General features: G+C 47.2%; 29 protein-coding genes. 16 read left to right on the top strand and 13 right to left on the bottom strand.

What is annotated here, in order from left to right; genetic code table 11:
- Positions 1–39 precede the first annotated feature (39 nt).
- Together ABRS97_RS13995 and ABRS97_RS13990 are read left to right on the top strand one after the other, a co-directional pair.
- Entirely contained in the window at positions 40–759 is a 720-nt protein-coding gene (locus tag ABRS97_RS13995) for a glycosyltransferase (protein ID WP_367814800.1), read from the top strand.
- Positions 760–764: 5 nt separating this feature from the next.
- A complete protein-coding gene (locus tag ABRS97_RS13990) occupies positions 765–1,484 on the top strand; it encodes a glycosyltransferase (RefSeq protein WP_483312457.1) in 720 nt (239 codons plus the stop codon).
- 40 nt (positions 1,485–1,524) lie between these two features.
- Here ABRS97_RS13990 and ABRS97_RS13985 read toward each other — a convergent pair whose 3' ends face one another.
- The gene (locus ABRS97_RS13985) at positions 1,525–1,953 is read right to left on the bottom strand and encodes a hypothetical protein (RefSeq protein WP_367814796.1); all 429 of its coding nucleotides are present in this window, start codon (positions 1,951–1,953) and stop codon (positions 1,525–1,527) included.
- A 74-nt stretch (positions 1,954–2,027) separates the two neighbouring features.
- A complete protein-coding gene (locus ABRS97_RS13980) occupies positions 2,028–3,095 on the bottom strand; it encodes a glycosyltransferase family 4 protein (RefSeq protein WP_367814794.1) in 1,068 nt (355 codons plus the stop codon).
- A gap of 162 nt (positions 3,096–3,257) precedes the next feature.
- Between ABRS97_RS13980 and ABRS97_RS13975 the strand changes: the two genes are divergently transcribed.
- Genes ABRS97_RS13975 through ABRS97_RS13965 form a run of 3 tightly spaced genes read left to right on the top strand, consistent with a single transcriptional unit; the run spans position 3,258 to position 5,725 of the window.
- On the top strand, positions 3,258–4,691 hold the full coding sequence (locus tag ABRS97_RS13975; protein WP_367814792.1) for a glycosyltransferase family 4 protein: 1,434 nt from the start codon (positions 3,258–3,260) through the stop codon (positions 4,689–4,691).
- Between the two features lie 18 nt (positions 4,692–4,709).
- Entirely contained in the window at positions 4,710–5,285 is a 576-nt protein-coding gene (locus ABRS97_RS13970) for a class I SAM-dependent methyltransferase (protein ID WP_367814790.1), read from the top strand.
- Between the two features lie 35 nt (positions 5,286–5,320).
- On the top strand, positions 5,321–5,725 hold the full coding sequence (locus ABRS97_RS13965) for a hypothetical protein (RefSeq protein ID WP_367814788.1): 405 nt from the start codon (positions 5,321–5,323) through the stop codon (positions 5,723–5,725).
- A gap of 59 nt (positions 5,726–5,784) precedes the next feature.
- Here ABRS97_RS13965 and ABRS97_RS13960 read toward each other — a convergent pair whose 3' ends face one another.
- From ABRS97_RS13960 to ABRS97_RS13940, 5 genes are all read right to left on the bottom strand, one after another.
- Positions 5,785–7,011: a sialidase family protein gene (locus ABRS97_RS13960; RefSeq protein WP_367814786.1), complete on the bottom strand. Its 1,227-nt coding sequence runs from the start codon at positions 7,009–7,011 to the stop codon at positions 5,785–5,787.
- A gap of 17 nt (positions 7,012–7,028) precedes the next feature.
- Positions 7,029–7,403 (bottom strand): hypothetical protein, encoded by a 375-nt coding sequence (locus ABRS97_RS13955; protein WP_367814784.1) that lies wholly within the window; start codon positions 7,401–7,403, stop codon positions 7,029–7,031.
- 19 nt (positions 7,404–7,422) lie between these two features.
- Positions 7,423–8,487, bottom strand: coding sequence for a glycosyltransferase family 4 protein (locus tag ABRS97_RS13950; RefSeq protein WP_367814782.1), 1,065 nt, complete (start codon positions 8,485–8,487; stop codon positions 7,423–7,425).
- A 34-nt stretch (positions 8,488–8,521) separates the two neighbouring features.
- Entirely contained in the window at positions 8,522–8,869 is a 348-nt protein-coding gene (locus ABRS97_RS13945; protein WP_367814780.1) for a hypothetical protein, read from the bottom strand.
- Between the two features lie 160 nt (positions 8,870–9,029).
- Positions 9,030–9,437: a hypothetical protein gene (locus tag ABRS97_RS13940; protein ID WP_367814778.1), complete on the bottom strand. Its 408-nt coding sequence runs from the start codon at positions 9,435–9,437 to the stop codon at positions 9,030–9,032.
- Between the two features lie 228 nt (positions 9,438–9,665).
- On the opposite strand from ABRS97_RS13940, the gene ABRS97_RS13935 reads away from it, so the two are divergent.
- Positions 9,666–10,013 carry a hypothetical protein gene (locus ABRS97_RS13935; RefSeq protein ID WP_367814776.1) on the top strand — a complete coding sequence of 116 codons (348 nt, stop codon included), beginning with the start codon at positions 9,666–9,668 and terminating at the stop codon, positions 10,011–10,013.
- Positions 10,014–10,068: 55 nt separating this feature from the next.
- On the opposite strand, the gene ABRS97_RS13930 is transcribed toward ABRS97_RS13935, so the two are convergent.
- The gene (locus tag ABRS97_RS13930) at positions 10,069–10,992 is read right to left on the bottom strand and encodes an NAD-dependent epimerase/dehydratase family protein (protein ID WP_367814774.1); all 924 of its coding nucleotides are present in this window, start codon (positions 10,990–10,992) and stop codon (positions 10,069–10,071) included.
- A 227-nt stretch (positions 10,993–11,219) separates the two neighbouring features.
- On the opposite strand from ABRS97_RS13930, the gene ABRS97_RS13925 reads away from it, so the two are divergent.
- The 7 genes from ABRS97_RS13925 (at position 11,220) to ABRS97_RS13895 (ending at position 15,327) form a co-directional block, all read left to right on the top strand.
- Positions 11,220–11,999, top strand: a complete 780-nt coding sequence (locus ABRS97_RS13925) for a glycosyltransferase family 2 protein (RefSeq protein ID WP_367814772.1) — start codon at positions 11,220–11,222, stop codon at positions 11,997–11,999.
- 6 nt (positions 12,000–12,005) lie between these two features.
- Complete coding sequence (locus ABRS97_RS13920) at positions 12,006–13,118, top strand: glycosyltransferase family 2 protein (RefSeq protein WP_367814770.1); 1,113 nt, start codon at positions 12,006–12,008, stop codon at positions 13,116–13,118.
- Positions 13,109–13,837, top strand: a complete 729-nt coding sequence (locus ABRS97_RS13915; RefSeq protein WP_367814768.1) for a glycosyltransferase family 2 protein — start codon at positions 13,109–13,111, stop codon at positions 13,835–13,837. The genes ABRS97_RS13920 and ABRS97_RS13915 overlap by 10 nt, the downstream gene beginning before the upstream one ends.
- Positions 13,838–13,870: 33 nt before the next feature.
- Positions 13,871–14,326 carry a dTDP-4-dehydrorhamnose 3,5-epimerase family protein gene (locus tag ABRS97_RS13910; RefSeq protein WP_367814766.1) on the top strand — a complete coding sequence of 152 codons (456 nt, stop codon included), beginning with the start codon at positions 13,871–13,873 and terminating at the stop codon, positions 14,324–14,326.
- Positions 14,327–14,393: 67 nt separating this feature from the next.
- Entirely contained in the window at positions 14,394–14,684 is a 291-nt protein-coding gene (locus tag ABRS97_RS13905; protein WP_367814764.1) for a nucleoside-diphosphate sugar epimerase, read from the top strand.
- 11 nt (positions 14,685–14,695) lie between these two features.
- Positions 14,696–15,037, top strand: coding sequence for an alpha-helical endospore appendage domain-containing protein (locus ABRS97_RS13900; RefSeq protein ID WP_367814762.1), 342 nt, complete (start codon positions 14,696–14,698; stop codon positions 15,035–15,037).
- Entirely contained in the window at positions 15,034–15,327 is a 294-nt protein-coding gene (locus ABRS97_RS13895) for a hypothetical protein (RefSeq protein ID WP_367814760.1), read from the top strand. The genes ABRS97_RS13900 and ABRS97_RS13895 overlap by 4 nt, the downstream gene beginning before the upstream one ends.
- 15 nt (positions 15,328–15,342) lie before the next feature.
- On the opposite strand, the gene ABRS97_RS13890 is transcribed toward ABRS97_RS13895, so the two are convergent.
- Positions 15,343–16,326, bottom strand: a complete 984-nt coding sequence (locus ABRS97_RS13890; RefSeq protein WP_367814894.1) for a ketoacyl-ACP synthase III — start codon at positions 16,324–16,326, stop codon at positions 15,343–15,345.
- 288 nt (positions 16,327–16,614) lie between these two features.
- On the opposite strand from ABRS97_RS13890, the gene ABRS97_RS13885 reads away from it, so the two are divergent.
- The 3 genes from ABRS97_RS13885 (at position 16,615) to ABRS97_RS13875 (ending at position 19,238) form a co-directional block, all read left to right on the top strand.
- Complete coding sequence (locus ABRS97_RS13885; protein ID WP_367859112.1) at positions 16,615–17,544, top strand: LysR family transcriptional regulator; 930 nt, start codon at positions 16,615–16,617, stop codon at positions 17,542–17,544.
- 147 nt (positions 17,545–17,691) lie between these two features.
- Entirely contained in the window at positions 17,692–18,519 is an 828-nt protein-coding gene (locus ABRS97_RS13880; protein WP_367814756.1) for an amino acid ABC transporter substrate-binding protein, read from the top strand.
- 35 nt (positions 18,520–18,554) lie between these two features.
- Positions 18,555–19,238: an amino acid ABC transporter permease gene (locus ABRS97_RS13875; protein WP_367814754.1), complete on the top strand. Its 684-nt coding sequence runs from the start codon at positions 18,555–18,557 to the stop codon at positions 19,236–19,238.
- An 84-nt stretch (positions 19,239–19,322) separates the two neighbouring features.
- On the opposite strand, the gene ABRS97_RS13870 is transcribed toward ABRS97_RS13875, so the two are convergent.
- The 4 genes from ABRS97_RS13870 to ABRS97_RS13855 are packed head-to-tail and all read right to left on the bottom strand — an operon-like array spanning position 19,323 to position 22,494.
- Positions 19,323–19,928 (bottom strand): DsbA family oxidoreductase, encoded by a 606-nt coding sequence (locus ABRS97_RS13870; RefSeq protein WP_367814752.1) that lies wholly within the window; start codon positions 19,926–19,928, stop codon positions 19,323–19,325.
- Positions 19,929–19,959: 31 nt separating this feature from the next.
- On the bottom strand, positions 19,960–20,613 hold the full coding sequence (locus ABRS97_RS13865; protein WP_367814751.1) for a DsbA family oxidoreductase: 654 nt from the start codon (positions 20,611–20,613) through the stop codon (positions 19,960–19,962).
- Positions 20,585–21,955: a purine/pyrimidine permease gene (locus ABRS97_RS13860; RefSeq protein ID WP_483312460.1), complete on the bottom strand. Its 1,371-nt coding sequence runs from the start codon at positions 21,953–21,955 to the stop codon at positions 20,585–20,587. Before ABRS97_RS13860 ends, ABRS97_RS13865 begins: the two co-directional genes overlap by 29 nt.
- On the bottom strand, positions 21,955–22,494 hold the full coding sequence (locus ABRS97_RS13855) for an NADPH-dependent FMN reductase (protein ID WP_367814747.1): 540 nt from the start codon (positions 22,492–22,494) through the stop codon (positions 21,955–21,957). The genes ABRS97_RS13860 and ABRS97_RS13855 overlap by 1 nt, the downstream gene beginning before the upstream one ends.
- Between the last annotated feature and the right edge of the window lie 52 nt (positions 22,495–22,546).

The following is a 22,546-nucleotide window of genomic DNA, read 5'->3' as shown; positions in this document are numbered from 1 at the left end:
GTGAATGATTCGAATTCTACCTTGAGGGAGGGAGAACGCGTGCTGCCCAAAGTATCTATTGTCATTCCGTTCTACAATTGTCCGTATATTGATCAGGCGATTACCAGCGCTTTAAACCAAACGTATCCCCATATCGAAGTTCTCGTCGTGGATGACGGTTCCACGATCCATGCTGACAAGGTTGGCCCTTATAAAGACCGTGTGCAATACTTCTGCAAAGCCAACGGAGGGACGGCAAGTGCTTTGAATCAAGGGATTCGGGCAGCCTCTGGACAATATGTGGCTTGGCTTAGCTCCGATGATTTATTTTATCCGGATAAAGTGGAGAAGCAGCTCGCACATATGCAAGCGAAGCAAGCGCTGATCAGCTACACTGCATTTGATGAGATCGATGCCAATCAGCACTTTCTTAATCTTTCTGCAAGCATGCGTTTCCGAACTTACCCCGAATTCGTCAAGTGTTGGCTTCAACATGATCCAATCAACGGCTGTACAGTTATGATGCATAAGGAATTATTCTCACACGTCGGTTACTTCGATGAGGAATTGCTCTACACACACGATTACGATCTGTGGCTACGGGTTATTTTGAAGGGGGTTCCGATTCATTTTCTCGATGAGTCTTTAATCAAATACCGTTGGCACGAGCAAATGGGGACAAAAAAGCACTGGCCGGAGATTGAACGGGAAATTCAGCTTACGCAAACGAGATACCGGGAATCGCTGCTCACGCTTATCGCCCAGATGGGGGAGGTGTGATAGCTTTGTTTCCTAAGGTTACAGTAGTCATCCCCTTTTATAATTGTCGTTTTGTGGATCAAGCGATTCAGAGCGTCTTGGATCAAACTTATGAAAATGTAGAGATCATTGTCGTGGATGACGGTTCCACGATGCATGTCGACTTAATTGAACCCTTCAGAGAGCGTGTGTATTACCTTGGCAAGGCCAATGGGGGAACGGCCAGCGCTCTGAACCACGGGATTCGGCACGCTAGCGGCCGGTATGTCGCCTGGCTGAGCTCGGATGACAGGTTTCATCCCGATAAAATTGCCAGGCAGTTATCCTTCATGCTAGCGCGTGATGCTGAGGTTAGTTTTACCAACTATGACTTGATCAACGCGGACAGCGAGATAACCGAGAAGTTGGCAGGCCCATGTTTTTCCACCGTATTGGAATTTTATCAGGCGTTTTTTGAAAGCGTTCCGGTACATGGCTGTACGGTTATGGCAAAAAAAGAAATGTTTAGCCAAATGGGATATTTTAATGAGAATCTGCTTTATACACAGGATTACGATATGTGGATGCGAGCTATATTGACCGGCTTTGATTTTTATTATTTGCATGAATCGCTGACTCTCTTTCGCTGGCATGGTGAAAACGGAACGATACGGCATCAAAGCAAAATGGCAGAGGAAGTTCGGTATATCCGTGAAACCTTTCATCCCTATCTGCATGATTTAATTGGAAAAATTAAATCTGGATAACACAGAAACGGCACCTTGTGAGGGTGCCGTTTTGATTTCACTATCCGAAATAAGCTGCTGCGTTGAAGCTTTCCGGACCTACCCGTATCGCTCCAAGTGCTGTAGAGCTGACAAACATTGTATAAGTCAAGAAAGATGTTAGGGGCACATTGTAATCAGATCCCGTAAAGGTGATGCTCTGAGGCCCGAGAATGGCAAGATTAAGTGCCTCCGAAACACCAAAAACTTCGGGGTCTGTAGGAAGCGTACCCCTTACGACGAATACGTTAATTGTTGTAGCAAGGGGGATTAATGGAAGCTGAAGCGTGACGATTCCGTTAAATTGTGCGCGGATGAGACTTGTGGCGAGGCCGGTCTCGAGACCAACTTGACCTGCCAATTGTGGCGTGTTTATTACGGTAATCGGAATTGAAATAGAGTTGTTAAAGCTTGCATTTTGTGAGGTTCTAGCATCTAGTAATTGTGTCATATTTTTCACTTCCTTTCTTTTGATATGTTACAAGATATGAGGAACTATGAAATCATGCTTGGACTAGTAGCAGCTTATGGCAAAGAATGGATCATGGTTAAAAAATTTTCAGAATAGCTTTTAGGGCTGAAATGATATTTAACATGCTGTTCCGCCTGTATGCAAATAGATTGCCTCAAGCTTGGATGGGTCATCAGCTCGAAGGCTTGATTGACGGCTTCGCCGATGTTACCGGCAGTGTAATATTTCCCCGTTTGATTGTGCAGTATCGAGCTTTTCACGCCATCAGAGTCGGTTGTCAGCACGGGACAACGGCAGCTCATTGCTTCGAGCACGGAGTAAGGGGCTCCTTCGACCTTCGAAGTGGAGCACAAAAATCCGCCCGAATCGCCAATCCTGGAAAAGTATTCAGGCATTTGTTCATGGGGAATATTGTTCAGATTCCTTATATGGTCGGCGAGGTTCAGCGTACTCTTTAATTCTTCAAACCGAGCTCTTTCGGCGGGCTCCGATAAAAGGGGGTCCTCAAACATCCAAATGTTTAATCGAGGAATATGATGGATAATCAGTTGATGACAGATGTGTAAAAATTCGCTCCAATTTTTGTTATCTTCAATCCTTCCTACCCAAGCTGCAATAGGATGTAGTGAAACAGGACAAGGATGATAGGAAAAGGCTTCCGTATCCATACAGTTGTTAAAATTAAATTGGGGCATATTGGGAAAAAATTCGGTAAATAACTTCATGATATGAGGGGTGCTCGGATTCAGTAAACCGTCTGCATACGTAATCACATTATGCGTGGCTTCCGTCAACGTGGCTCGTGCTTGTTCGAAAGAGCCGAGACCTTGTATCTCATAAATCAATTTCCCATGAAACCCCAAAGCCCGAAACTTGGCCAAAAAACGGTAAGCGGAAGTTACAACGATGACGTCATAGTTCCCTGCGTCCAATAACTGTTTGATTTCAATGTCGTTGTTTGTAACGAAAACAGGCATATCATGGCGATTTTGCAGACCGGACCCGCCATTTAAATAGAGGCTATGACACTGATGGCCGTACTTGTTTAGAGCAATGGAACGCAGGCGATTCAATGTTTCCACCCCGCCACTCGGAATATAAAAGGCAAATAAGATGTTCATGGTCATTTTCCCCGCTTTTACAGTTTGGTTGATTAGTTCATTTTATGAAACCATGACGCTACACGTTTGGACATCATGATATTTTTCATGAAGGCGTCATACACACAGGTTATTTCCGAATTGGGGAATATATTATTGTAAAGATAGAAATGAGGGAAACGCATGCGCATATTGCTTGCCACGTATTGGCAGCTGCCTTTTGTAGGCGGGATTTCGGCATACACAGAACAGCTTAAGATGAAGCTTGAGTCCATGGGGCATGAGGTCGACGTGTTGGGTAACGGCATCGATCGCTACCATATCATTCATAATTATCGTTCCATCCATAAAGACAGAATCATGCCATTGCTAAGGGCTAAGTTAAATCCGCAAGTTGTGCCGCTGCTGCACAAGAGTGATTATGTTCAGCATTCGGAGTTCGACCGATATTGTCTAGAGTTATCAGCGGCTTATCTCGGCTTGCATCAGTACGATCTGATTCATACGCAGGACATTCTATCTACCAGGGCACTAAGTCGTGTTAAGCCGAAAACGACCCCGCTGGTAGCCAGTATTCATGGCTGTGCGGCAAGAGAGGTACTGCTCGATCTATCCACGCAGATGCCTGAAGAAACAGTGAGAAATTCAATTATATGGAATTATTATAGTGCTATGGAATTATTCGGTGTGAAGGCCAGTGATATTACAATCACTTCTTCAAATTGGTTGAAGCATCTGCTTGTTAATGAATTTTCCGCACCTTCCGAACGGATTACTGTCTTCCCTTACGGCATGGATATTCCGTCTTTTCTTCAAAAAATGGAACATGGCAACCCTGTAGAAGTTCCTGCTGGGAAAAAGGTAATCATCTGCACATGCCGCCTTGAACATATTAAAGGTGTGCATATTCTACTTCATGCATTGTCTACGGTTAAAGCATTACGAGAAGATTGGGTTTGCTGGATTGTAGGGGATGGAACGCAGATGTGGATGCTCCAAAAGTTAACGGCTGATCTTGGCCTGGGGCAAGACGTACAGTTTCTTGGACGCAGAAACGACGTACCTTATCTGCTAAGGCACTCTGATCTGTTTGTGTTGGCCAGCCTTCAGGAGAACCAGCCTTTCTCTATTATGGAAGCTGAAATTGCTGGCTTGCCTGTAATCGTGTCCGATGTTGCGGGGCTTCCCGAGATGGTTGATAACGGAAGAATAGGATTAATATTTCCAAATGGGAACAGCGAAGTACTAGCCAGCCAAATTGTTACACTACTAGGAAACGATAACTATCGCGGGAAATTGGGAGCAAAGGCCAAGCAATGGGGAATGAAGCAATGGTCGATGGACACGATGGCCAAACAATTACTTCATACTTACGAACTTGCCAAGCGTAAATATTCATCAAAAAATCGGATCTCTCGTCCTATTCATTCGGGAGCGCAGGAGGCAAATGGGATGGAAATCATAGGGGATCTGTACAATCGGCTGTTTGCTGAGCAGGTCTCCAATCCTGATGTTACTGTAGATTACTTCATATGGAATCGGATTTACAATTCCCTTCCTTCAGATTATTCGTTACCGGATCAAACATTTCTGGCGGCGTTGCAAAACAATGTATAACGAATGGAGTGTTAACGAATGATTTCCGAAACGAGCAGTAAGGACCTATTTGAGAAGCTGAAGGAATTGATCGATCAGGTCTACAGTCTTCTGGATGTAGGCTGCGGGCTTTGTTTGTCCTTGGACAAATTTGAATGTCAGGTCGTTATCGGCATTGATGTGCACCGGCCTTATTTGACCAATCGTGTTAACAACTCTGCTAACATTATCCCTATCCATATGGACGCCAGGGACATGAGTCTCTACTTTTTGCCGAAGTCGATATCTGCGGTGTTGTTTAACGATACATTGGAACATTTCAATAAGAATGAAGGCCTATATATGTTGAAGCGTGCGGAGCAAATTGCCGTGAAGAGGGTGATTGTTTTTACCCCTAGAGGCTTCTTCCCGCAAGATGATTTTGATCATTTTAATTTGAATGGCGAAATGTATCAAGCGCACCGCAGCGGCTGGGAGCCGGAGGAGTTTGTCGAACTTGGCTATCAAGTTCTTGTTTTTAAAGATTTCCATGATGCCCGGAACGCTTCGTTTCGTACGGCTTTTGGGGAAGGGCATCCGCCCGTTGATGCGCTTCTGGCCTGGAAAGATCTCTAGCATAGCCACGAATGACTTCATGAGGAGTGAATGTTATGGTTCAGATTATCGATTTTGGCAGAAGCGTTCCGGCAGCATTTTCCTCTTCCGTAACTTTGCCCATTCTAGGCGCACCAAGCAACCTAACCATTGCTCAGTTTGGTGTTCAGGTGTCGCCGGCTGGACAAGTGCTTCTGAATGCGACCGTAGGCACACAAACAACATTAGGTGCGCCTGATGTGCTGTACAGCATTTTTCGAGGGATTACTGTCGTTTTTACGGTAAAATCCAGTTCTTTGCAGCCCAATCAGTTCAACCTGGCTTCCTTTAATTACGTTGATTTGAATCCGCCGTCCGGTTATACAGCATACAGCCTTACAGCGGAGATAACGAATAACTTATTATCGAATCGCGCAAATGTAATAGGCCCTATCGTATTCAGTGGCCTTTCTCTTCTATAGCGGCAATATCACAAAATGAAGGGCTGTCGATTAGACAGCCCTTGTCTCACCAGGTTTTCTTATGTACCGAAAAAAACGTCCAGCTTATTGGTGGGTGCTACCGTTCCCGTCCATACCGCCGCCAGTGTTTGCGGCTTTATAACGGAAGCGGTGATGTAGTCACCGATCAGCGGCTGACTATCAGGATCGAATGAAGTATCTGTAACTCTTCGATTGGTAAAGCTCGTGCCACCGTTAACTGACTCAGCGACGAATACATCGAGAAGAGGCGGGTTCAGTCGGTTCGTATAATAAATGACGAATACCTCCCCGGTAAATGGAGAGACCGTTACATAAGGGAAAAAGTTTTGTGAACCAGCGGGGGCACCAGTGATGCTAATCGGTGTTGACCACAGCAACCCGTCTTGGGAGATAGAAAGAAAAACATCTGAATAACCTTGGCGGTTATCCTGCCAGACAGCATAGATATTCCCGCCGAACGGGCCAGCGGATATATCCGTACCCAAGCTCGCTAATGTCAGGACACGGAAGGTGTAACCGGGAAGCGGACTCGGCACTAGAACCACATCTGCTATTTTAGCTGGAAGTTGATTGACATCGGGAATGAAGGTTGCCCCGCCGTCCAAGGAAAGCCGTATCAGAAATACGGGGCTTGTCGGTCCTGTCAGTATCCACCCTACATACAATTGCCCTGTGAGTCCTACAGACATAGAAGCCCGATCCTGAAGACCGAACGGAGACGAAATTCGGACCGGATTCTCCCAAGTCAAGCCCGTATCCAACGATCTTCGAAAAAAAATAGCTGCATTTCCGCTACCGAATTCAAAGTCATACAAGGGGACATAAGTGATATAAGCAAATCCCAAATAGGGGCTGGATGGAGAACGATCTACAGCTAAGTAAGGGATATCATAATGCACAACAGTTCCATATCCTCTGGCAATGAGAGTTGGACCGCTGAAGGTTGCACCATCGTCCGTAGAACGGTATACGAAGATGCTGCCGTCCTGGATACCGTTAAAAGCATGCATAGCTACGATAAATATGTTGGGAAACGTATAGTCAATTGTGGGGGCTTCAGCTCCAGCCCATCCTACAGGAAGAGGCAAGACACTCGTGCTGAATGTGACGCCTCCATCTATGCTCCGGTAGATGCCGATTTGCGTCTGGCCTGTAGTCGTATCTGTCGCGACTACGTTAATGATATTCGGATTGAGAACGCTCACTGCAACGGAGGGCTCAAAATGGGCTCCGGGGATGCTGCCGGTAATGTTAACATTGGCCAAGTATACAACCTCCTTTCTTATAGAACGCTGCTCAATTGATCGATCCGGGTCAGCTCTGGCGTCAACGCACGTTGATTCACAACGAAGTTTCCTGACTGATCCACACCAAAGACGCTGAAAGCCACATTCGTGGCGCTGTAATAATCAATCTGAACCTCGTAAGCTGTGGCATTGACTAGCTGGTATGTCTTTATGAAAGTTTTATTGGGGCCGAGATTAAAGAGGTCTTGCCCGACAGTAAAGCGTTGCAAATTTGGGAGGGTATACCGAAATACGAGCAGCATCACATTTGCTTGAAACTGGGGATTATCGTTGATGACCCCGACAATAGCCGAGGTCGCCACAGGACTCCCTGTTGTTTGGTTAATGATTAGTCCCGTCGTAAAAGGCACATCACACAACCTTTCTGCTTTAATACACGCCAAGCTGACTAATCATTGACTTAAAGTTACTGCAATAAGCGTCAGGGGAAAAATGCTCCTGGATATACTGCAAGGCTTGTATACGAATCGTTTCTCGTCTCTTAGGGGTAATCAATAAATAGATTCCTTCCTGTACCGCCTCGGTTATATTCCCTTGCGCATACATGCTTCCTGTTACATGAGGAAGCAAGAAGCTTCTTACGCCGTCAGAATCCGAGCACAGAACAGGACAACGGCAGCACATCGCTTCCACCATGGCATAACCGAAGCCCTCTAGTATGGAGGTAGATAGCAGAAAGCCGCCGGAATTTCCGATGGCTGAGTAATAATCAACCATTTGCAGATTGGGTACATTGGAAAAGCGTACGAAATGGTCCGAAAGCCCCGACTGCAGCAACGACGCTTCGAATAGTGCTTTTTCATGCCCCATCGTGGAATCCTCGAATAGCCAGATCCTCAGATCTGGACGGAATGCCAGTAACCGGCGGCTAATATCGAGCATAGCACGCCAATTCTTATTGGCTTCCATACGCCCTACCCAACCAATGACGGGATAATCAAGCTTGGGGGGCGATCGATACGTAATTTGAGTGCTGTCGATGCAATTGTTGAAACAGTAATGAGGCAGTGAAGGATAATACTTACGAAACAATTGCATCAGATGTGGGGTTTGCGGATAAAGCACTGCATTCGCATGGTCGGTAATGTAAGGTACGGCCTCTATGAGAGCATATTGAGCTGAATCATAGGAGCCGAGTCCTTGTGCTTCAAAGATAATTGGTTTGGAGAATCCCAAATGGCGCAGGCGAGGAAGGATCTTATAGTTGGAAGTGACAACGATAGCATCGTATTGTTCTTTATTTAATAAGCGGCCGATTTGGATATCGTCCGTCATCACGAAGGTGTTTATATTCTCTTTATTTTGCAGTCCAGCACCATACTCCAAATAAAGCAAGTGACAATCGATTCCGAGCTGACCAAGGGCTCTGGATCTGTGGCGATTGAGTGTCTCCATGCCTCCGCTTGGTGTATAAAAAATAAAGAGCATTTTCATATATTTAACCGTCCCTATTTATAAAATATGAGTCTTATTCGAATTTTATGAAATCATTCTGTGTAAAGATCGCGATCATTTTCTCGTTACTTTTGGCAAAAAGAGTTAAAGCCGTTGTGTGGGTTGTTAACAAACTGGTCACGATGAGGATGGAAAATGGGGCATATTGGGTATTAATGCTTGGCACTGTTAATGTGGAGCCTGGAGCAGCTAGACTAGTAATATGGTGCAATGAGCTATGGGTGATGCCTGTTTCATTATTGAATTGAATGAGAATATCGAATGCATCACTGCCTAAATTACGGATATCCATATCACAGGATTGGATATATCTCGAATCGATCGGATAGTTTACGTTGGAGGCAAGTCGAAAAATAGACATGGTTTCCCTCATTTCCACATTTCATATTCTTCTATCCTACGTAAATGGGGTGTAATCCGTACAAGACAAGTGCCTCAATCCAATCTGTAATCGCCAAAAAAAGACAGCTGCATATAGCAACTGTCTGCCGAGGTTGGTTGTTTAATCCAAATTATGTCAATTACAACAGGGAGATTCCACTGAAAGTAATAGGTCCGATTACGTTCGCCTGATTGGATACGATGGAGTTGGCTATCTCTGCTGTAATGCTGTAAGCAAAATAACCGGAGCCAAGGAGGACATCGGTGTAGCTAAAGCTTACCTCATCGAACTTGCTCGCAACAAGATCTGAAGATTTTATCGTGAAAATAAGGGTGACCCCGCGGAAAATACTATATACAATGTCGGGCTGGCCTAGGGTTGCTTGTGTCCCTACCGTTGCCTCCAAGACGGCCTGTCCGCCTGCAACGACGGATAATCCGAATTCAGCAAGCTTGACGTTACTTGGAGAAGCTGGGATTGTAATACTAACAGAGTTAGCAAATTGTGCCGCATTGCTTTTGCCAAAATCCTGAATAGTGAAAGTCATGGTTTACCACCTCCTTTTGTTTACAGCGTATTCCCTTTCCGAATAATCCGTACGGTCAAATATAATGGTTCAGAATCTATTTATCTCTTTATATGAAAAATCAGTTCATAGAATCAATTTTGATTGATTTTGAAATTATATTGATGTAAAAGCCTAAGTCACACTTTATAAATAATCATATGATATAAATACAGGGAAATGGCTAGGGAGAAAGGAAGGAGCAGATGGATGTCCATTTATCAAGTGGTTTGTAGTGAAAATGAGGCGATCAACTCACGATACATTCAATCCATTGATCTAACGATTCAAAACCTGGGCCATGAGGAATTTGACATGCTGATTAAGGGGTTGAATTCGCATGGCACAGCCTTTATCTATCTCTATCATTTGAACAAATCTTCTGATCCAAATTCTGTAATAACCATCCCGGATATTTATACGAATTATGAGCCTTTTACTTTACAGCTAGTCACTAATCGAGATACTCGCTCAACGGCTGCTATAACCATGTATGTAAAAAGCAACGGGAATTTGGTAGCGCTGTTCACGCAAGAGGATTTCTCAAAAATCCCCTAGGGTTGTTCAAAGAAGGTGCTGTCCATCATTTGTAAATGAATGATGGACAGCACTTTTAGTATTTCTCTCCCTTTATATAGGCTCGATAAGTGTCTTCTAAGCCAGAGGCAATCTCATACCTTGCCTGCCATCCTAAGCAGGAGAGCCCTTTTCCATTATCGAGACAGCTGTGCCTAATATCTCCTTCTCTGGCGTCGGCATGGACCATGGAGAGGGCCTCGCCGTGGAAGTCCGCCAACAGTCGTGCCAGCTCGTTGACAGATGTCCGTTTGCCCGTACTGACATGGATAATCTCCTGCGCGCCACGATGCATGGCCGCGATGTTCGCGCGTGCTACGTCCTTCACATAGACGAAGTCCCGGGACTGCTCGCCATCGCCATGAATCGTTAGCGGGATGCCTTTCTGAATGCGCTCCATAAAGACGGCCACGACGCCGCCTTCTCCCTTGGCTGTTTGTCTCGGGCCATACACATTGCCATAGCGAAGAATCGTATAAGGCAGCCCGTACAATTGATGAAACACGCGGATGTAGGATTCAGCGGAATATTTGGATAAGCCATAGTAAGAAATCGGAGAGGCCGGATCTGTTTCGGCGATCCGCTCTTTCTGCAAATTGCCGTATACAGCGGAAGTGGAAGCCAATATAAACTTGCTCACAGCAGCTTCGCGGCAGGCTTCAAGCAAGTGGATCGTTCCCACCAGATTCACCATAGCATCGAATGCCGGATCTTGAATGGAGCGCTGCACATCGGCTTGTGCCGCGAGGTGGAAGACAACGTCGGGACGGATATCCACGAGGAGGGGCTTTATTTGTTCACTGGAGACATCCGCCACATGGAAGGCCGCTTGCGGATGCACATAGCTCAATTTGCCTGAGCTTAGATTGTCGATGATATGCACCTCAACTTGCGCGGCAATAAGCTCTTCAACAAGGTGCGAGCCAATAAAGCCGGCTCCACCGGTAACGATAGCTTTCATCCGGATTTCCTCTCTTCTTTGTTGGTTTCATTATCTTACGCCGGAGAGAGGTGAGCGGTACAAGACAAATGTCTGAGTGGCGGAGTCTCTTACTTATCTGGGCAATCGGGGTCATGCATATGCCTGTTTTACGGGAGTGCGGCTACAGCCCTGTCCCCTTTCTGGAAAGATCATAGAATACATAAAGCAGGCAATCCGCCATGACATGAAGGGGAGTTGAGAGAACAATGAGTACTCAGCGGAATCACCGAATCTCCTCCGTCACCTTGCATCGACAGCAACCTACCGTATCGGTCATCATTCCTGTATATAATGAAGCCCGAACCTTGGCTAAAGTGATTCGGCAGGCGTTCCTTGTTCACCCGCGAACAGAAGTGATCGTCGTTGACAACGGCTCGACAGACGGCAGCAAGAGTGTTGCTGCTCGACTGGGTGCAAGGGTCATCTCGTATGAATCTCCGCTAGGTCACGATGTAGGGAGAAGCCTGGGAGCGATGGAGGCGAAAGGGGATGTCCTCTTATTCTTCGATGCCGATTTCGTGGTTCCGGCGAAGGAAGCGAAGCCGCTAATCAAGGCGGTGCAGCAAGGCGTAGATGTGGCTTTGAACAAATATAACGGGATCACATCCACGGTAAACGTGCATCGGGTCGTTCTGGCCAAACATGCCCTCAATGCGATTTTATCCCGTACGGATTTGCTTGGTGCCTCGATGACGACGATTCCGCACGCGATAAGCCGTAAAGCTTTCCATACGATCGGAGCTGAAAATTTGGCTGTCCCGCCTTTGGCGCAAACGATTGCTGCGGAGCGGGGGCTTCATATAAAAGCGATTCAGCTCGTACCGGTCGGTTCGAGAAATCGCGTGAGAAGAAGAGCTAAAGCTGTTGATCCTGTCGGCGATTTAATTATCGGCGATCATCTGGAAGCTATTCAGTGGCTGATTCAAGCCTCCGATGAACGCGCAGGCCTGCGCGACCTCACTCGGATTAGAGAAACAATGAGGTGAACGCACATGAAGCCCATAATCAAGAAGCAGATAGCCCGGCCCAAATCTATGAAAGTGGAGAATCATCCATCGAAACACAAGCGTTCTTCCCGTCAGACGGCTGTCAAGTCGTCATTGGCTTCCTCGCGGAGCGAACGGCATTGGAAGAGATGGGGCGTTCAAGCGGGGCAAGAAGATGCGCGCCATCACTCGATTGCGAATATGCCTTACCATAAGAAAGCGCTGAATACGATATGGAACGGGCGGGATATGTCCAGCCTGCCGAGTCCGGGATCCCGTCATTATCAAGCTGCTGCGAGCGGTTATGTGAAGGGTTACTGCCGAGCGGCCGGTATGTATGAAGCCGACTGGGTGATGATGCCCACAACCAAATCGGTGGGAGCCATCGTCTCTGTAATGAATGAGGAGACTACGATAGTTAAAGTACTGGAGCAGTTGAATCGATTGCCGCTGGATGAAATCATCATCATTGTGAACGGGTCGAATGATCAGACGTTGGAGCAAGTCAGAGCGCATTCGCATGCCCTGATTGTGAAATATCCGGAGCCGTTAGGTCATGATGTGGGCCGAGCCGTAGGCGCTAAGCTGTCGCATGCGGATATTGTATTATTTCTGGACGGTGATTTCGTTGTTCGCGCCGAGAACCTGCTTCCTTTTATCTATGCTATTGATCGAGGTTCCGATCTGGCGCTTAACGACATTACGCCGTTTTTGCCTCCATTCTCGAAATGGGATTCCGTTACGGTCATGAAACGGTTTCTGAACATGTCTTTAAAAAGGCCGGATCTCAATGCCAATTCGCTGACAGCAGTCCCTCACGCCTTATCGAGAAATGCGCTTCTTCGAATCGGCTGCTCCGAGCTCATGGTTCCGCCCAAAGCGCAAGTAGGCGCCCTGTTAGCCGGGCTGACCATCACAGCGCCTGCAAGCGTCAACGTGGTTTCGATTAACAAAAAGCGCCAACATAACCAGGGAGTGAATAACAACGTGTCCCGGTTAATTGTGGGAGATCATGTGGAGGCGCTCCAGCGTGCAATGAAGTCCAAAGGGGAACGCCTTATTTTTCCAGACATCATTCGAAAAAGGGAGTTTCTCAAAGGGGGACGATCATGGAAATAACCAGTATCATTATCCCGAATTTCAATGGACTTTCGTTACTGAAGGATTGTGTGAACTCCATTCGCAAGCACACTTCCGCTCCCTATGAAATCATTGTTGTCGATAATGGTTCCACGGATGGCTCCATCGCGTACTGCTCGAAGGAGCAAGTGAAGCTGGTCTCTCTGCCCATTAACCGGGGGTTTCCAGCGGCCTGCAATCTGGGCCTTCGCGTAGCTAGCGGCAGCACGCTGATGCTGTTAAATAACGACACACTGCTGACGCCTAATTGGCTGGATCAGCTTTTGCGCGCATTGCACAGCGGCGAGGAGGTCGGGATGGTAGGTCCCGTTACCAATTATGCCAGCGGCAAACAGCAAGTTCAGGAACCTTTCACCAACCTTGCAGATATGGCTGCGAAATATAACAAGCCAGATGCCTCGAAGTGGCAGGATGCAAGCCGATTGGTCGGAATCTGTTTGCTTTTCAAAAGAGAAATGCTTGATAAAGTCGGGCTCATGGACGAGAGGTTTACGCCAGGGCATTACGAGGATGACGATTTCTGTTACCGGGCAAGGCTCGCGGGTTACCGGTTGCTCATCGCCGGCGATTGCTTCATTTATCATCATGGCAGCGCAAGTTTTCAGAAAAAAGGCGAAGAGGCTGTAAAAGAACTGCTCCAAATCAATAAGCAGAAATTTCTGGATAAATGGGGCGTAGACCCTCATAGCTTCATTTAAATCTGTTCAACATGCAGGAAGGCGGAACGTACAATGATTGAAGGCGTTATGCAAAAAAAACTGGTCAAACATAACGATGACCGCGGTTATTTTATGGAATTGCTCAGGGAGGATGACGCCTTGTTCGGCCGTTTCGGTCAAGCGTCGTTGTCGATGTCTTATCCTGGCGTCATCAAAGCGTTCCACTACCACCAACGGCAGGATGATATCTGGTATTTTCCTGTAGGAAGCGCGCAAGTCGTTCTGCACGATATGAGAAAAGGATCAGACACGTATGGCCAGACAGATGTGTATTATATGGGGCAGGATAATCCGATACTGCTGTTCATTCCGCGAGGGGTTGCCCACGGTTACCGGGTTCTCGGCCTTTCCCCTGCAACGATTGTTTACTTTACGAATGAAGCGTATGACCCGAAGCAGCCCGATGAATTTCGGGTGGATTATGATGATCCGGCGATTGGCTTTGATTGGCAAACCAAATTTCGGTAAAAGTGCGGTACCGTTCACCGCAACTATGCATAACATAAAGTGAAAAAGCGGAATGGGGGCGAAAGGAATGGAAGAGCGTGTGACGGCTATTATTTCACATATTGCGGCCTCGCATCGGGAAATGTCGAGAATCCTGGAGGCAAAGCGAAGCGTGACGACACAGATGGCTGCTATTGCGAACGATATACCGGACTCTCATCCCAACTTTGAAGGATTAGGCATGCTTCAGGAGCAGGCTCTACAGCTTAATAAAAATGTAACTTCCTATTTGAACAGCCTGGCCAATCTGGTTGAGTCCATGGCGCAGCAAACGGAAATTGTGATGAAGGAACTAAGCGGCAATGACGCCGAGGAATAGAGGGATACGTCTTGAACAGATCTGATCTATATTTGCACATGCTGGATGCAACAGCCAAGCTGCAGTATGAAATCGCATTGATATTGGAAGCCAGAGCTGTAGAGGCGGAGAAATCCCGCAACTGGATTTGCCTGCACATCAACTCTACGAACTTGGAAGGACATGAGAATCAGATGAAACAAACAGGGGAAATCCATGAGCATGTGATCGAATTAATCGATGGCTTGACGAAAATGGAAAATTCCTTGAATCGACATTTGCAGGCGCTGTTAAATCAAAATGATTCGGGTTCGGGTTCGGATAACTCAGGAGGGTTAGAAAACCTATTTTCGTTTGGCGAGGATGACAAATGATGAAACCAACGGCTCGTGATTCGATTGAACTGCATATGCTAACCTCGCTGGCCAGAAGCCAGCGAGCATTGTGCCGTATTATGGAAGCGATCGCGGATCAAGTAGAAACTTCCGGAGAGTTGGTCAAACATGTTTCCGAGAATCTAGAGGCGATTAGCAAGTATCAACGAGCGTTGGTCTATAAAATTACGAAGCTGAGTCCGCGCAAGCGCAGGAAAGGAAAGCCGGCCGATCCTTGGATCAACGCTACAATCGCTTCCCGGAAAATCGGACAATTTCCCCGGAAATAGATAGATACCGTATATTTACCCCCAGCGAAGAATCAGACCTGCGTGGGCTAATCCCCCGCCAAAGCCGTAGAGCAGCAGCGTATCCCCTGTCTTCACCTTATCTTCCTTAATGCCTAGATCCAAAGCCAATGGAATGGAAGCCGCAGACGTATTGCCGTAGTAAACAAGGCTGTACAGCGCTTTCTCAAAGGGGATATCACTCTTCTCGCAGATGGACTCGACGATGCGGAGGTTTGCGCTGTGAGGAACGAACCAATCGATATCAGCCACCTGCATCCCGCTCTTCGCGAGCAACTGCTGGATGCCCTGCGGGACTGTCGTCACCGCGAATTTGTACACCTCGCGCCCGTTTTGGACAAGCTTGCCTTCGCCGGCAAGCGGCAATCCGTTCAGCTGGGAAGCAAGTCCGGTGCGGTACACATGCTTGCCGCCGCTTCCGTCCGCCCCCATGTGTGCGGCGAGAAAGGCGGGTTGTGCATCGGCGCTCTCCACCATCACTGCGCCAGCGCCGTCGCCGAACAGGATGCAGGTGGAACGGTCGGTGTAGTCCGTTATTTTGGACACGGTATCGCCGCCGATGACCAGCACTTTGCGGTGAACGCCAGCGGAGATCAGCCCGCTGGCTGTATGCAGCGCGTAGGTGAATCCCGCGCAGGTGGCGTTCAAGTCATAGGCGCCTGTCGCAGGGATGCCGAAGTGAGCTTGAACCAGGCATGAAACAGACGGGAAAGGCAGATCGGGCGTATGCGTGGCTACGATGATAAGCTCGACGTCATCCAGCGCAGTGCCGTACCTGGCGACCATATCCTCGACAGCCCGGATACAAAGGTCGCTGGTGAATTCATTCGCGGCAGCGATGCGCCGCTCGCGAATGCCGGTCCGTTGAACGATCCATTCGTCGTTCGTATCCACCATGTTTTGCAGATCGGCGTTCGTTAAAGTGCCGGTGGGCACATAGCTGCCGATCGCGGTAATTCGCGCATGCAGGGGGGGAGAAATAGGCAAGAGAAATCACTCCTCGAAAAATTGGTATCAAGTTATAGTATCTGGTACTAATTTTACTTTAATTGATCCTCTGCTCGAAGTCAATGGGTGAATCATTGGTCAACTAAGTCATATTCTCCCTTGACTACCTGATGGAATTCCCCTAAAATAAGGAACAATCTTATTGAATTTCCAGTTTGATCCCAATAAAGTCAAACAGGCATCTGTAGACACGGCGCATTTGCATCGTGTCTATTTTTGTTCAATAGGCAATAATCGAGGAAAGTAGGGAGTAATATGGATTTGTTGCAGCTGAAATATTTTCAAACCGTAGCCAGACGTGAACACATTACACAAGCAGCGAAAGAGCTGAACATCGCCCAACCTTCCTTAAGTCAGACCATTGCTCGGTTAGAAGAGGATCTCGGCGTAGCGCTATTTTATAGACACGGACGCAATATTCGGTTAAATGAATCAGGGAAAACTTTTCTGGAACATGTGGATCGCGTCTTTATTGAGTTGGAGAAAGGGAAAGAGGAAGCGCGGAAGCTGGCAGGAAAACATCAGGAAGTCCTCTCCATTGCGACTATTCACCTGCCATTTCTACCGCAAGTCATTGCAAACTTCGTAGCCAAACAACCCGGTGTTCATTTTCGCTTCCATCAAGGGTGCTATCCATCTATGAGAAAATTGCTTGAAGCGCGTGAAATTGACTTGTGCATTTCAGCGCCGCAAATCGACCTCCCCTCGGTATCCAGCGCAGTTCTGCTAACAGAAGAAATCAGGCTGCTTATTCCTAAAGGACATCGACTGGCGGGACGCGGGCAAGTAAAGCTGTCTGAAGTGGCTTCCGAACCTTTTGTAAGCTTAAAAGAAGGGTATGGGCTGCGTGAATCAACCGATGAGTTTTGCCAAAGGGCAGGGTTTACACCCAACATTGTATTCGAAGTTGAAGAACCCCGCTTGATGCAGACGTTAGTTCGCTCGGGGATTGGCATCTCCTTTATTCCAGAATTATTTGGCCTGAACGAACCCGATAACGAAACGGAAAGTTTGACCATTTCAGACCCTGAATGCACACGTACATTGAGTCTTTCCTGGCTGAATCGCACAGAGCAATCACCGGCTTTTGAGCGGTTTCGTTTATTTATCATCAATTACTTCAATAGTTTGCGAAAACAGAAACAGATACCGGGACCGCGGGACTTGCCCCGGGTGATTCATAGGTTTTGAGCGATATAAGGTATTAGGATTTTCATATTGGATATTAAAAAGCTGCACCTCTATAATTTTTTTTATACCTAATTCATATAAAACTCATCAGAATAATGAGGTAAATGGATTGAGTATACAAAGAATTTTAAAGGAGATGTACATCAGATGATGAGTTCAAAGGGGTTTCAGTATGGAAAGAGAGCGGGTCTCCTGCTTGCAGTGGGATTATTGGCAGTTAGCTTGACGGCTTGTGCCAAGAAATCTGTCGGCGCTTCTGGAGCAAACACAAACAAAGTGCTGACGATCGGATCCACGGCTGGATTCTATCCTTATGTGTTCCAAAACAGCGAGACGAATAAATTGGAAGGCTACGAAGTTGATGTGTGGACGGAGATCGGCAAGAAAATCAATTATGATATCAAGTGGCAAACCTCCGAATTCAGCGGACTTTTCGGACTGCTGGATACGGGTAAAATCAATACGATTGCCAATTCAATCTCTGTAACGGAAGAGAGGAAAAAGAAATATTTATTCGATGATCCCTATGTATTCTCCGGCGCTCAATTGGTCGTCAAGAAGGGGAACGACGGTATCCAATCCTTGGAAAATTTGAAAGGAAAGAAAGTAGCCATTCAAGCCGGAACGAATTTCATTAACTTCGTCAAGGATTTTGATAAGAACGGGGAGATTACGGTCGTCAATTATGAAACAGCGGAAGCAGGTTTCAATGATGTGGCGCTAAGTCGAGTAGATGCGACATTCTCTACCAAAGCATCGGCGTTAGCGACGATTAAGAAGACGGGACTGCCGCTGCAATTAGGAGGCCAACAATTCAATGTACTCCCGGCAGCAAATCCGTTTCTGAACAATGAAGAGAATAAGCAATTAATTGAAAAGGTCAACCAAGCATTTCAAGAGCTGCGCAAGGAGGGTACCTTAAGCAATATATCCAAAAAATGGTTTACTGAAGACTTAACGAACCCTATAAAATAAATGAGCGTCCTGGAGGAGGAATGGAGGCCATCTAAATGCAGTTCGATTTGGTTTATCTGCTTTCGGCAATCCCGAGATTGCTTCAGTACATGTACTTGACGGTTAGCATAGCCGTAATATCCATGTTTTTGGGACTTATTCTGGGACTCATCCTCGAGCATGTTATTCGTAAGAGAATCAGGGGCTTGGCCGTAATGGCGAGAGTATATATTTCATTCTTTCGCGCAACGCCCCTGCTTGTTCAATTGTTTATTCTCTACTATGGCATTCCGCAAATCATCCCTATTTTCAGTGAGATGAACGCTTATACAGCAACCGTTATCGGCATCAGCTTGAATAGTGCCGCTTATATGGCCGAAATTATTCGTGCTGCTGTCCGTTCCGTCGATCATGGCCAATGGGAAGCGGGATTATCGATTGGAATGACCAGGTGGCAGAGCATGAAGCGTGTCGTATTGCCGCAGGCTTTTCGCATTGCGCTCCCTTCTTTGGGGAACACATTCGTCACGATTCTGAAAGAAACTTCACTCGGCTTTACGCTCGGTTTGACGGAGATGTTAGCTAAGGCGAAGCTGCTCGCAGCGGATACATACAAGTTTCTGGAATGTTTCTTGGCCGCAGCGATTCTGTATTGGGTGACAGCAATCCTGTTCGGCTATATCCAAATACGTCTGGAGCGCAAAGTGAATCAGCCTTACGGCAAGGAAGCAGGCTTGTAAATCATTCCACGGCAGCACCTTTGGATGCCGTAGAAAGAGGAAACCCCCTGAGATTCTCGCGAAGAGAACTCAGGGGGTTTGTTGTTACGGTGTTATACGAGCCAGTTCACGATCTATGGCATCGAGGAATTGATGCTTGAAAGCCATACCGCGAATGACGGTATTGCCAATGACGAAAGTTGGAGCGGATGTAATATTGGCTTCATAATTTGCGTGATGAAGGGCTTTGCCATGCTTCTCTTTGTACGTACGCTGCTCCAAGGCTTGGCGATAGGAGGCTGGATCGAGTCCCACCTCACCGGCAAGCTCTGTCAATACATCGATGCTGCCGATATCCTTGCTTTCCAGGAAAAAGGCTTTATAGATACGAGTATTATAAGCCTTGGCTTTGCCATGCTCGATAGCAAATTGGTAGCCTTCAAAGGCTAAATGCGTATAGGGCTGTGGCGAAAAAGGCGGCTTCACAATCGGAATTCCGAGTTCTGCGGCTATCGGATATACGCGTTCTCGCCAATCCTTCGTAATATATTCGCCCTCTGGCCGCAAGGTTGGTGTCGGGTAAGGACGAAGCTCATAAGGCAAATATTCGACCTCAATTCCCCTTTCTTCTGCTGCGGCTTCGAGTTCTCCTTCTGCCAAGATGCAGTAAGGACATACATAATCTGAGTATACTTTTAGAGTTAGTGACATGGTCGAGCTCCTCTCGTTTCTTATGACTGGCTTAGGAACAGCCTTCTGCATCGCAGCTTAAACCTGTAGCCCAATGATCAAGCCGTTGGCGTTTAGCTAGCTCCGCATCAATTTCTTCCAGAAATTGCTCTTTAAATACGAGCCATTTGGCTACGCGATCACCGATGACGAAGGTTGGGGCAGCCGTTATCTGCGCTTCGTTGTAGGCGTGATGAAGCGCCTTACGGTGATGCTCCTGATAGGTGCGCTGTTCCAAGGCCAGGCGGAATGCCGTGCCGTCAAGACCAAGCTCTTCAGCGAGCTGAGTCAAAACGTCAATATTTCCAATGTCCAGACTATCTTGGAAAAAAGCGGTATACATACGTGAATTGTAAGCTTTGCCTTTGCCATGCTCTTTGGCAAATTGAAATCCTTCGAAAGCCAAATGGGTATAAGGCTGCGGGGAGAAAGGCGGCATAACCATCTTAATCCCCAACTGCTCAGCCAGAGGATAAACTTTTTCCGCCCAATTGGTTTGCATATAGGCATCCTCAGGCTTCAGAGTAGGTTTGGGGTATGGCCTAAGTTCGAAGGGCATATATTCGATGATGACATCGCGCTCTGCCGCGGCTTGCTCCAATTGATCTTCAGCCAAGAGGCAGAAGGGGCATACGTAATCAGAGTACACTTTGATCGTTAACGCCATGTTGAGAGTTCCTCTCGCGGGAAATTTTGAGTCGATCGTTTCGGGTTTTTAGGAATGCGGCTAACGCATCTTTCCCACGAATGCCTTGCTCGAACAGTATGGAAGCAAGGACACCGACGATAAGTCCATTGTTCAAAATAGGCTTAATCACATCAGGGGTATGCGACAGACTTGCCGCAGGGATAAACATGCTGCCTACGCCGGCGAAGAGGGCAACACCGATGACAAGCAGTTTTTTCTCTTCCTTGAGAATGGTCTCATATTCCCGAAGCCCGGCGGTTAGCAGATGAGTAAAGGAATAAAAAATGACAGCAAATGCAACCGGTACCGGAATAGAGGCCAAAGCTACCGTGAATAAAGGAAACAAACTTGCTCCAAGGATGAGCAAGCAGCCAAGGATGAACGGCAATCGTTTGGTCATTTGCGTGGAGGCGATGAACCCGGCTGTATGCGAATTGGATACACACCCTACGGCAGAGAACAGTCCGGATATTAGCTGGTTAATGCCCATCACAAGACCTGCACGCCGGTACACATCCTGCGCTTCCCGTCCGGCTGCCTTCTCGACTATGACGATGGCGGCAATCATATTAATCAATAAAGGCAGGGCAATGACGAGGGTCGTCAGAAGTATGCCAGAATTAAATTCGGGCTTTCCCCATGCAAACCATGTCGGCAGCGTAACGGTTTCCTGTATGTCAGGAAAGTCGGGGATCAAACCGAGCAAGCGAAAAGCGGCATATCCGAAAATAACGCCGAGCAAGACAGAGAAATTGCGAAAAAAAGCATATTTCAAGCGTCCGCAAATGAAAGTGAAAACCAGCGTAGCGATGGCAGGAATGGCGATTTGTGCATGGATGTACGAGTCCGAGTAGCCTACGCCAAGAATTCCTTTCACGATCGATGAACTGAATTGGAAAATGAGCAGCAGCAGGTAAGTTCCTGTCACGACAGGAGTAAATAGCTTCTTCACATGCCCAATGATCTGAAAGGCACTTAACGCTAGCATGATGGCCCCGCTGATCAGCAATCCCATTTCCATTTGCCTCAGCAGTGCAGCGGAGGCCGGTCCTGCCGCAACACTGCCAGCCAATAAAATGAACACGCCCCACCAGACTCCGGCGGGTCCTTCCAGAATCGGCAATTTATGACCAAATAACACTTGCAATAAGGATGAGATCCCAATGACAGCCAGCGTTCGCTGGAGGAGTCCGACCGTTTCTATACCTGTTAGATGAAAGGCGGCAGCGACTACAATTGGTGCGACTAAACCGCCGGTCAAGATGAAGAAAGCCCACTGGACAGAAGCGAGAGAAAGTCGAATGCCCTCCTTTCCACGCATCATTCGACTTGTAAGCTTACTGCAGCTATCAAATCTTGCACGAGGGATTGGAGTGACTTAACGCCGTTTTCATCGGTGAAAATGCCATTTTCATCGATCTGGCTCGGATCGGCTGCAAATTGGCCAGCCAGAACATTTGCCGATACCCCGCGCAGTACAAGGCGCAAGTTATTCAACGCATTGATGCCATTCTTGCCGCCGCCTGATGCCGCTGCGATTGCCACTGGTTTGTTGAGGAAATGCTCGGCATTTAAGAAATCAAGCGCATTTTTCAACGCACCGCTAATGCCGTTATGGTATTCCGGCGTAACGATGAAGAAGCCGCCTGCTTCGGCTGCCAATTGTCGCCATTGTTGGACGGAAGCCAGTTCATTTTGAGCGGAATCGCCATTAAAGAGGGGGAGTTCATGCAGATGTAAATCAATAAGCTGTGCATGCCCGCGTTGATCTCTGAGCAGTCGATAGACAACGTTCGTTACGGCTCTGGTTCTTGAATTTGCACGTGGACTTCCGCTAATGAAGAGAACGGTTTTACTCATGGTTGCACACTCCAATTTGTTTGTAATTTTAAGAAGGGCCTTTTACCTTTCT

Source organism: Paenibacillus tabacirhizosphaerae, from assembly GCF_040812395.1.
Classification (GTDB): domain Bacteria; phylum Bacillota; class Bacilli; order Paenibacillales; family NBRC-103111; genus Paenibacillus_E.
The sequence above is the reverse complement of the archived record's forward strand: the minus strand, read 5'-3'. Positions and strand labels throughout refer to the sequence as shown.

What these genes read in the sequence shown, in the direction of transcription:
- ABRS97_RS13940 (WP_367814778.1), bottom strand. Translation starts at nt 9,437, where the DNA reads ATGACTTTCACTATTCAGGATTTTGGCAAAAGCAATGCGGCACAATTT.
- ABRS97_RS13950 (WP_367814782.1), bottom strand. Translation starts at nt 8,487, where the DNA reads ATGAAAATGCTCTTTATTTTTTATACACCAAGCGGAGGCATGGAGACA.
- ABRS97_RS13915 (WP_367814768.1), top strand. Translation starts at nt 13,109, where the DNA reads ATGGAAATAACCAGTATCATTATCCCGAATTTCAATGGACTTTCGTTA.
- ABRS97_RS13910 (WP_367814766.1), top strand. Translation starts at nt 13,871, where the DNA reads ATGATTGAAGGCGTTATGCAAAAAAAACTGGTCAAACATAACGATGAC.
- ABRS97_RS13855 (WP_367814747.1), bottom strand. Translation starts at nt 22,494, where the DNA reads ATGAGTAAAACCGTTCTCTTCATTAGCGGAAGTCCACGTGCAAATTCA.
- ABRS97_RS13880 (WP_367814756.1), top strand. Translation starts at nt 17,692, where the DNA reads ATGATGAGTTCAAAGGGGTTTCAGTATGGAAAGAGAGCGGGTCTCCTG.
- ABRS97_RS13935 (WP_367814776.1), top strand. Translation starts at nt 9,666, where the DNA reads ATGTCCATTTATCAAGTGGTTTGTAGTGAAAATGAGGCGATCAACTCA.
- ABRS97_RS13920 (WP_367814770.1), top strand. Translation starts at nt 12,006, where the DNA reads ATGAAGCCCATAATCAAGAAGCAGATAGCCCGGCCCAAATCTATGAAA.
- ABRS97_RS13980 (WP_367814794.1), bottom strand. Translation starts at nt 3,095, where the DNA reads ATGAACATCTTATTTGCCTTTTATATTCCGAGTGGCGGGGTGGAAACA.
- ABRS97_RS13865 (WP_367814751.1), bottom strand. Translation starts at nt 20,613, where the DNA reads ATGGCGTTAACGATCAAAGTGTACTCTGATTACGTATGCCCCTTCTGC.
- ABRS97_RS13965 (WP_367814788.1), top strand. Translation starts at nt 5,321, where the DNA reads ATGGTTCAGATTATCGATTTTGGCAGAAGCGTTCCGGCAGCATTTTCC.
- ABRS97_RS13985 (WP_367814796.1), bottom strand. Translation starts at nt 1,953, where the DNA reads ATGACACAATTACTAGATGCTAGAACCTCACAAAATGCAAGCTTTAAC.
- ABRS97_RS13895 (WP_367814760.1), top strand. Translation starts at nt 15,034, where the DNA reads ATGATGAAACCAACGGCTCGTGATTCGATTGAACTGCATATGCTAACC.
- ABRS97_RS13905 (WP_367814764.1), top strand. Translation starts at nt 14,394, where the DNA reads ATGGAAGAGCGTGTGACGGCTATTATTTCACATATTGCGGCCTCGCAT.
- ABRS97_RS13945 (WP_367814780.1), bottom strand. Translation starts at nt 8,869, where the DNA reads ATGTCTATTTTTCGACTTGCCTCCAACGTAAACTATCCGATCGATTCG.
- ABRS97_RS13870 (WP_367814752.1), bottom strand. Translation starts at nt 19,928, where the DNA reads ATGTCACTAACTCTAAAAGTATACTCAGATTATGTATGTCCTTACTGC.
- ABRS97_RS13860 (WP_483312460.1), bottom strand. Translation starts at nt 21,955, where the DNA reads ATGCGTGGAAAGGAGGGCATTCGACTTTCTCTCGCTTCTGTCCAGTGG.
- ABRS97_RS13925 (WP_367814772.1), top strand. Translation starts at nt 11,220, where the DNA reads ATGAGTACTCAGCGGAATCACCGAATCTCCTCCGTCACCTTGCATCGA.
- ABRS97_RS13970 (WP_367814790.1), top strand. Translation starts at nt 4,710, where the DNA reads ATGATTTCCGAAACGAGCAGTAAGGACCTATTTGAGAAGCTGAAGGAA.
- ABRS97_RS13930 (WP_367814774.1), bottom strand. Translation starts at nt 10,992, where the DNA reads ATGAAAGCTATCGTTACCGGTGGAGCCGGCTTTATTGGCTCGCACCTT.
- ABRS97_RS13875 (WP_367814754.1), top strand. Translation starts at nt 18,555, where the DNA reads ATGCAGTTCGATTTGGTTTATCTGCTTTCGGCAATCCCGAGATTGCTT.
- ABRS97_RS13975 (WP_367814792.1), top strand. Translation starts at nt 3,258, where the DNA reads ATGCGCATATTGCTTGCCACGTATTGGCAGCTGCCTTTTGTAGGCGGG.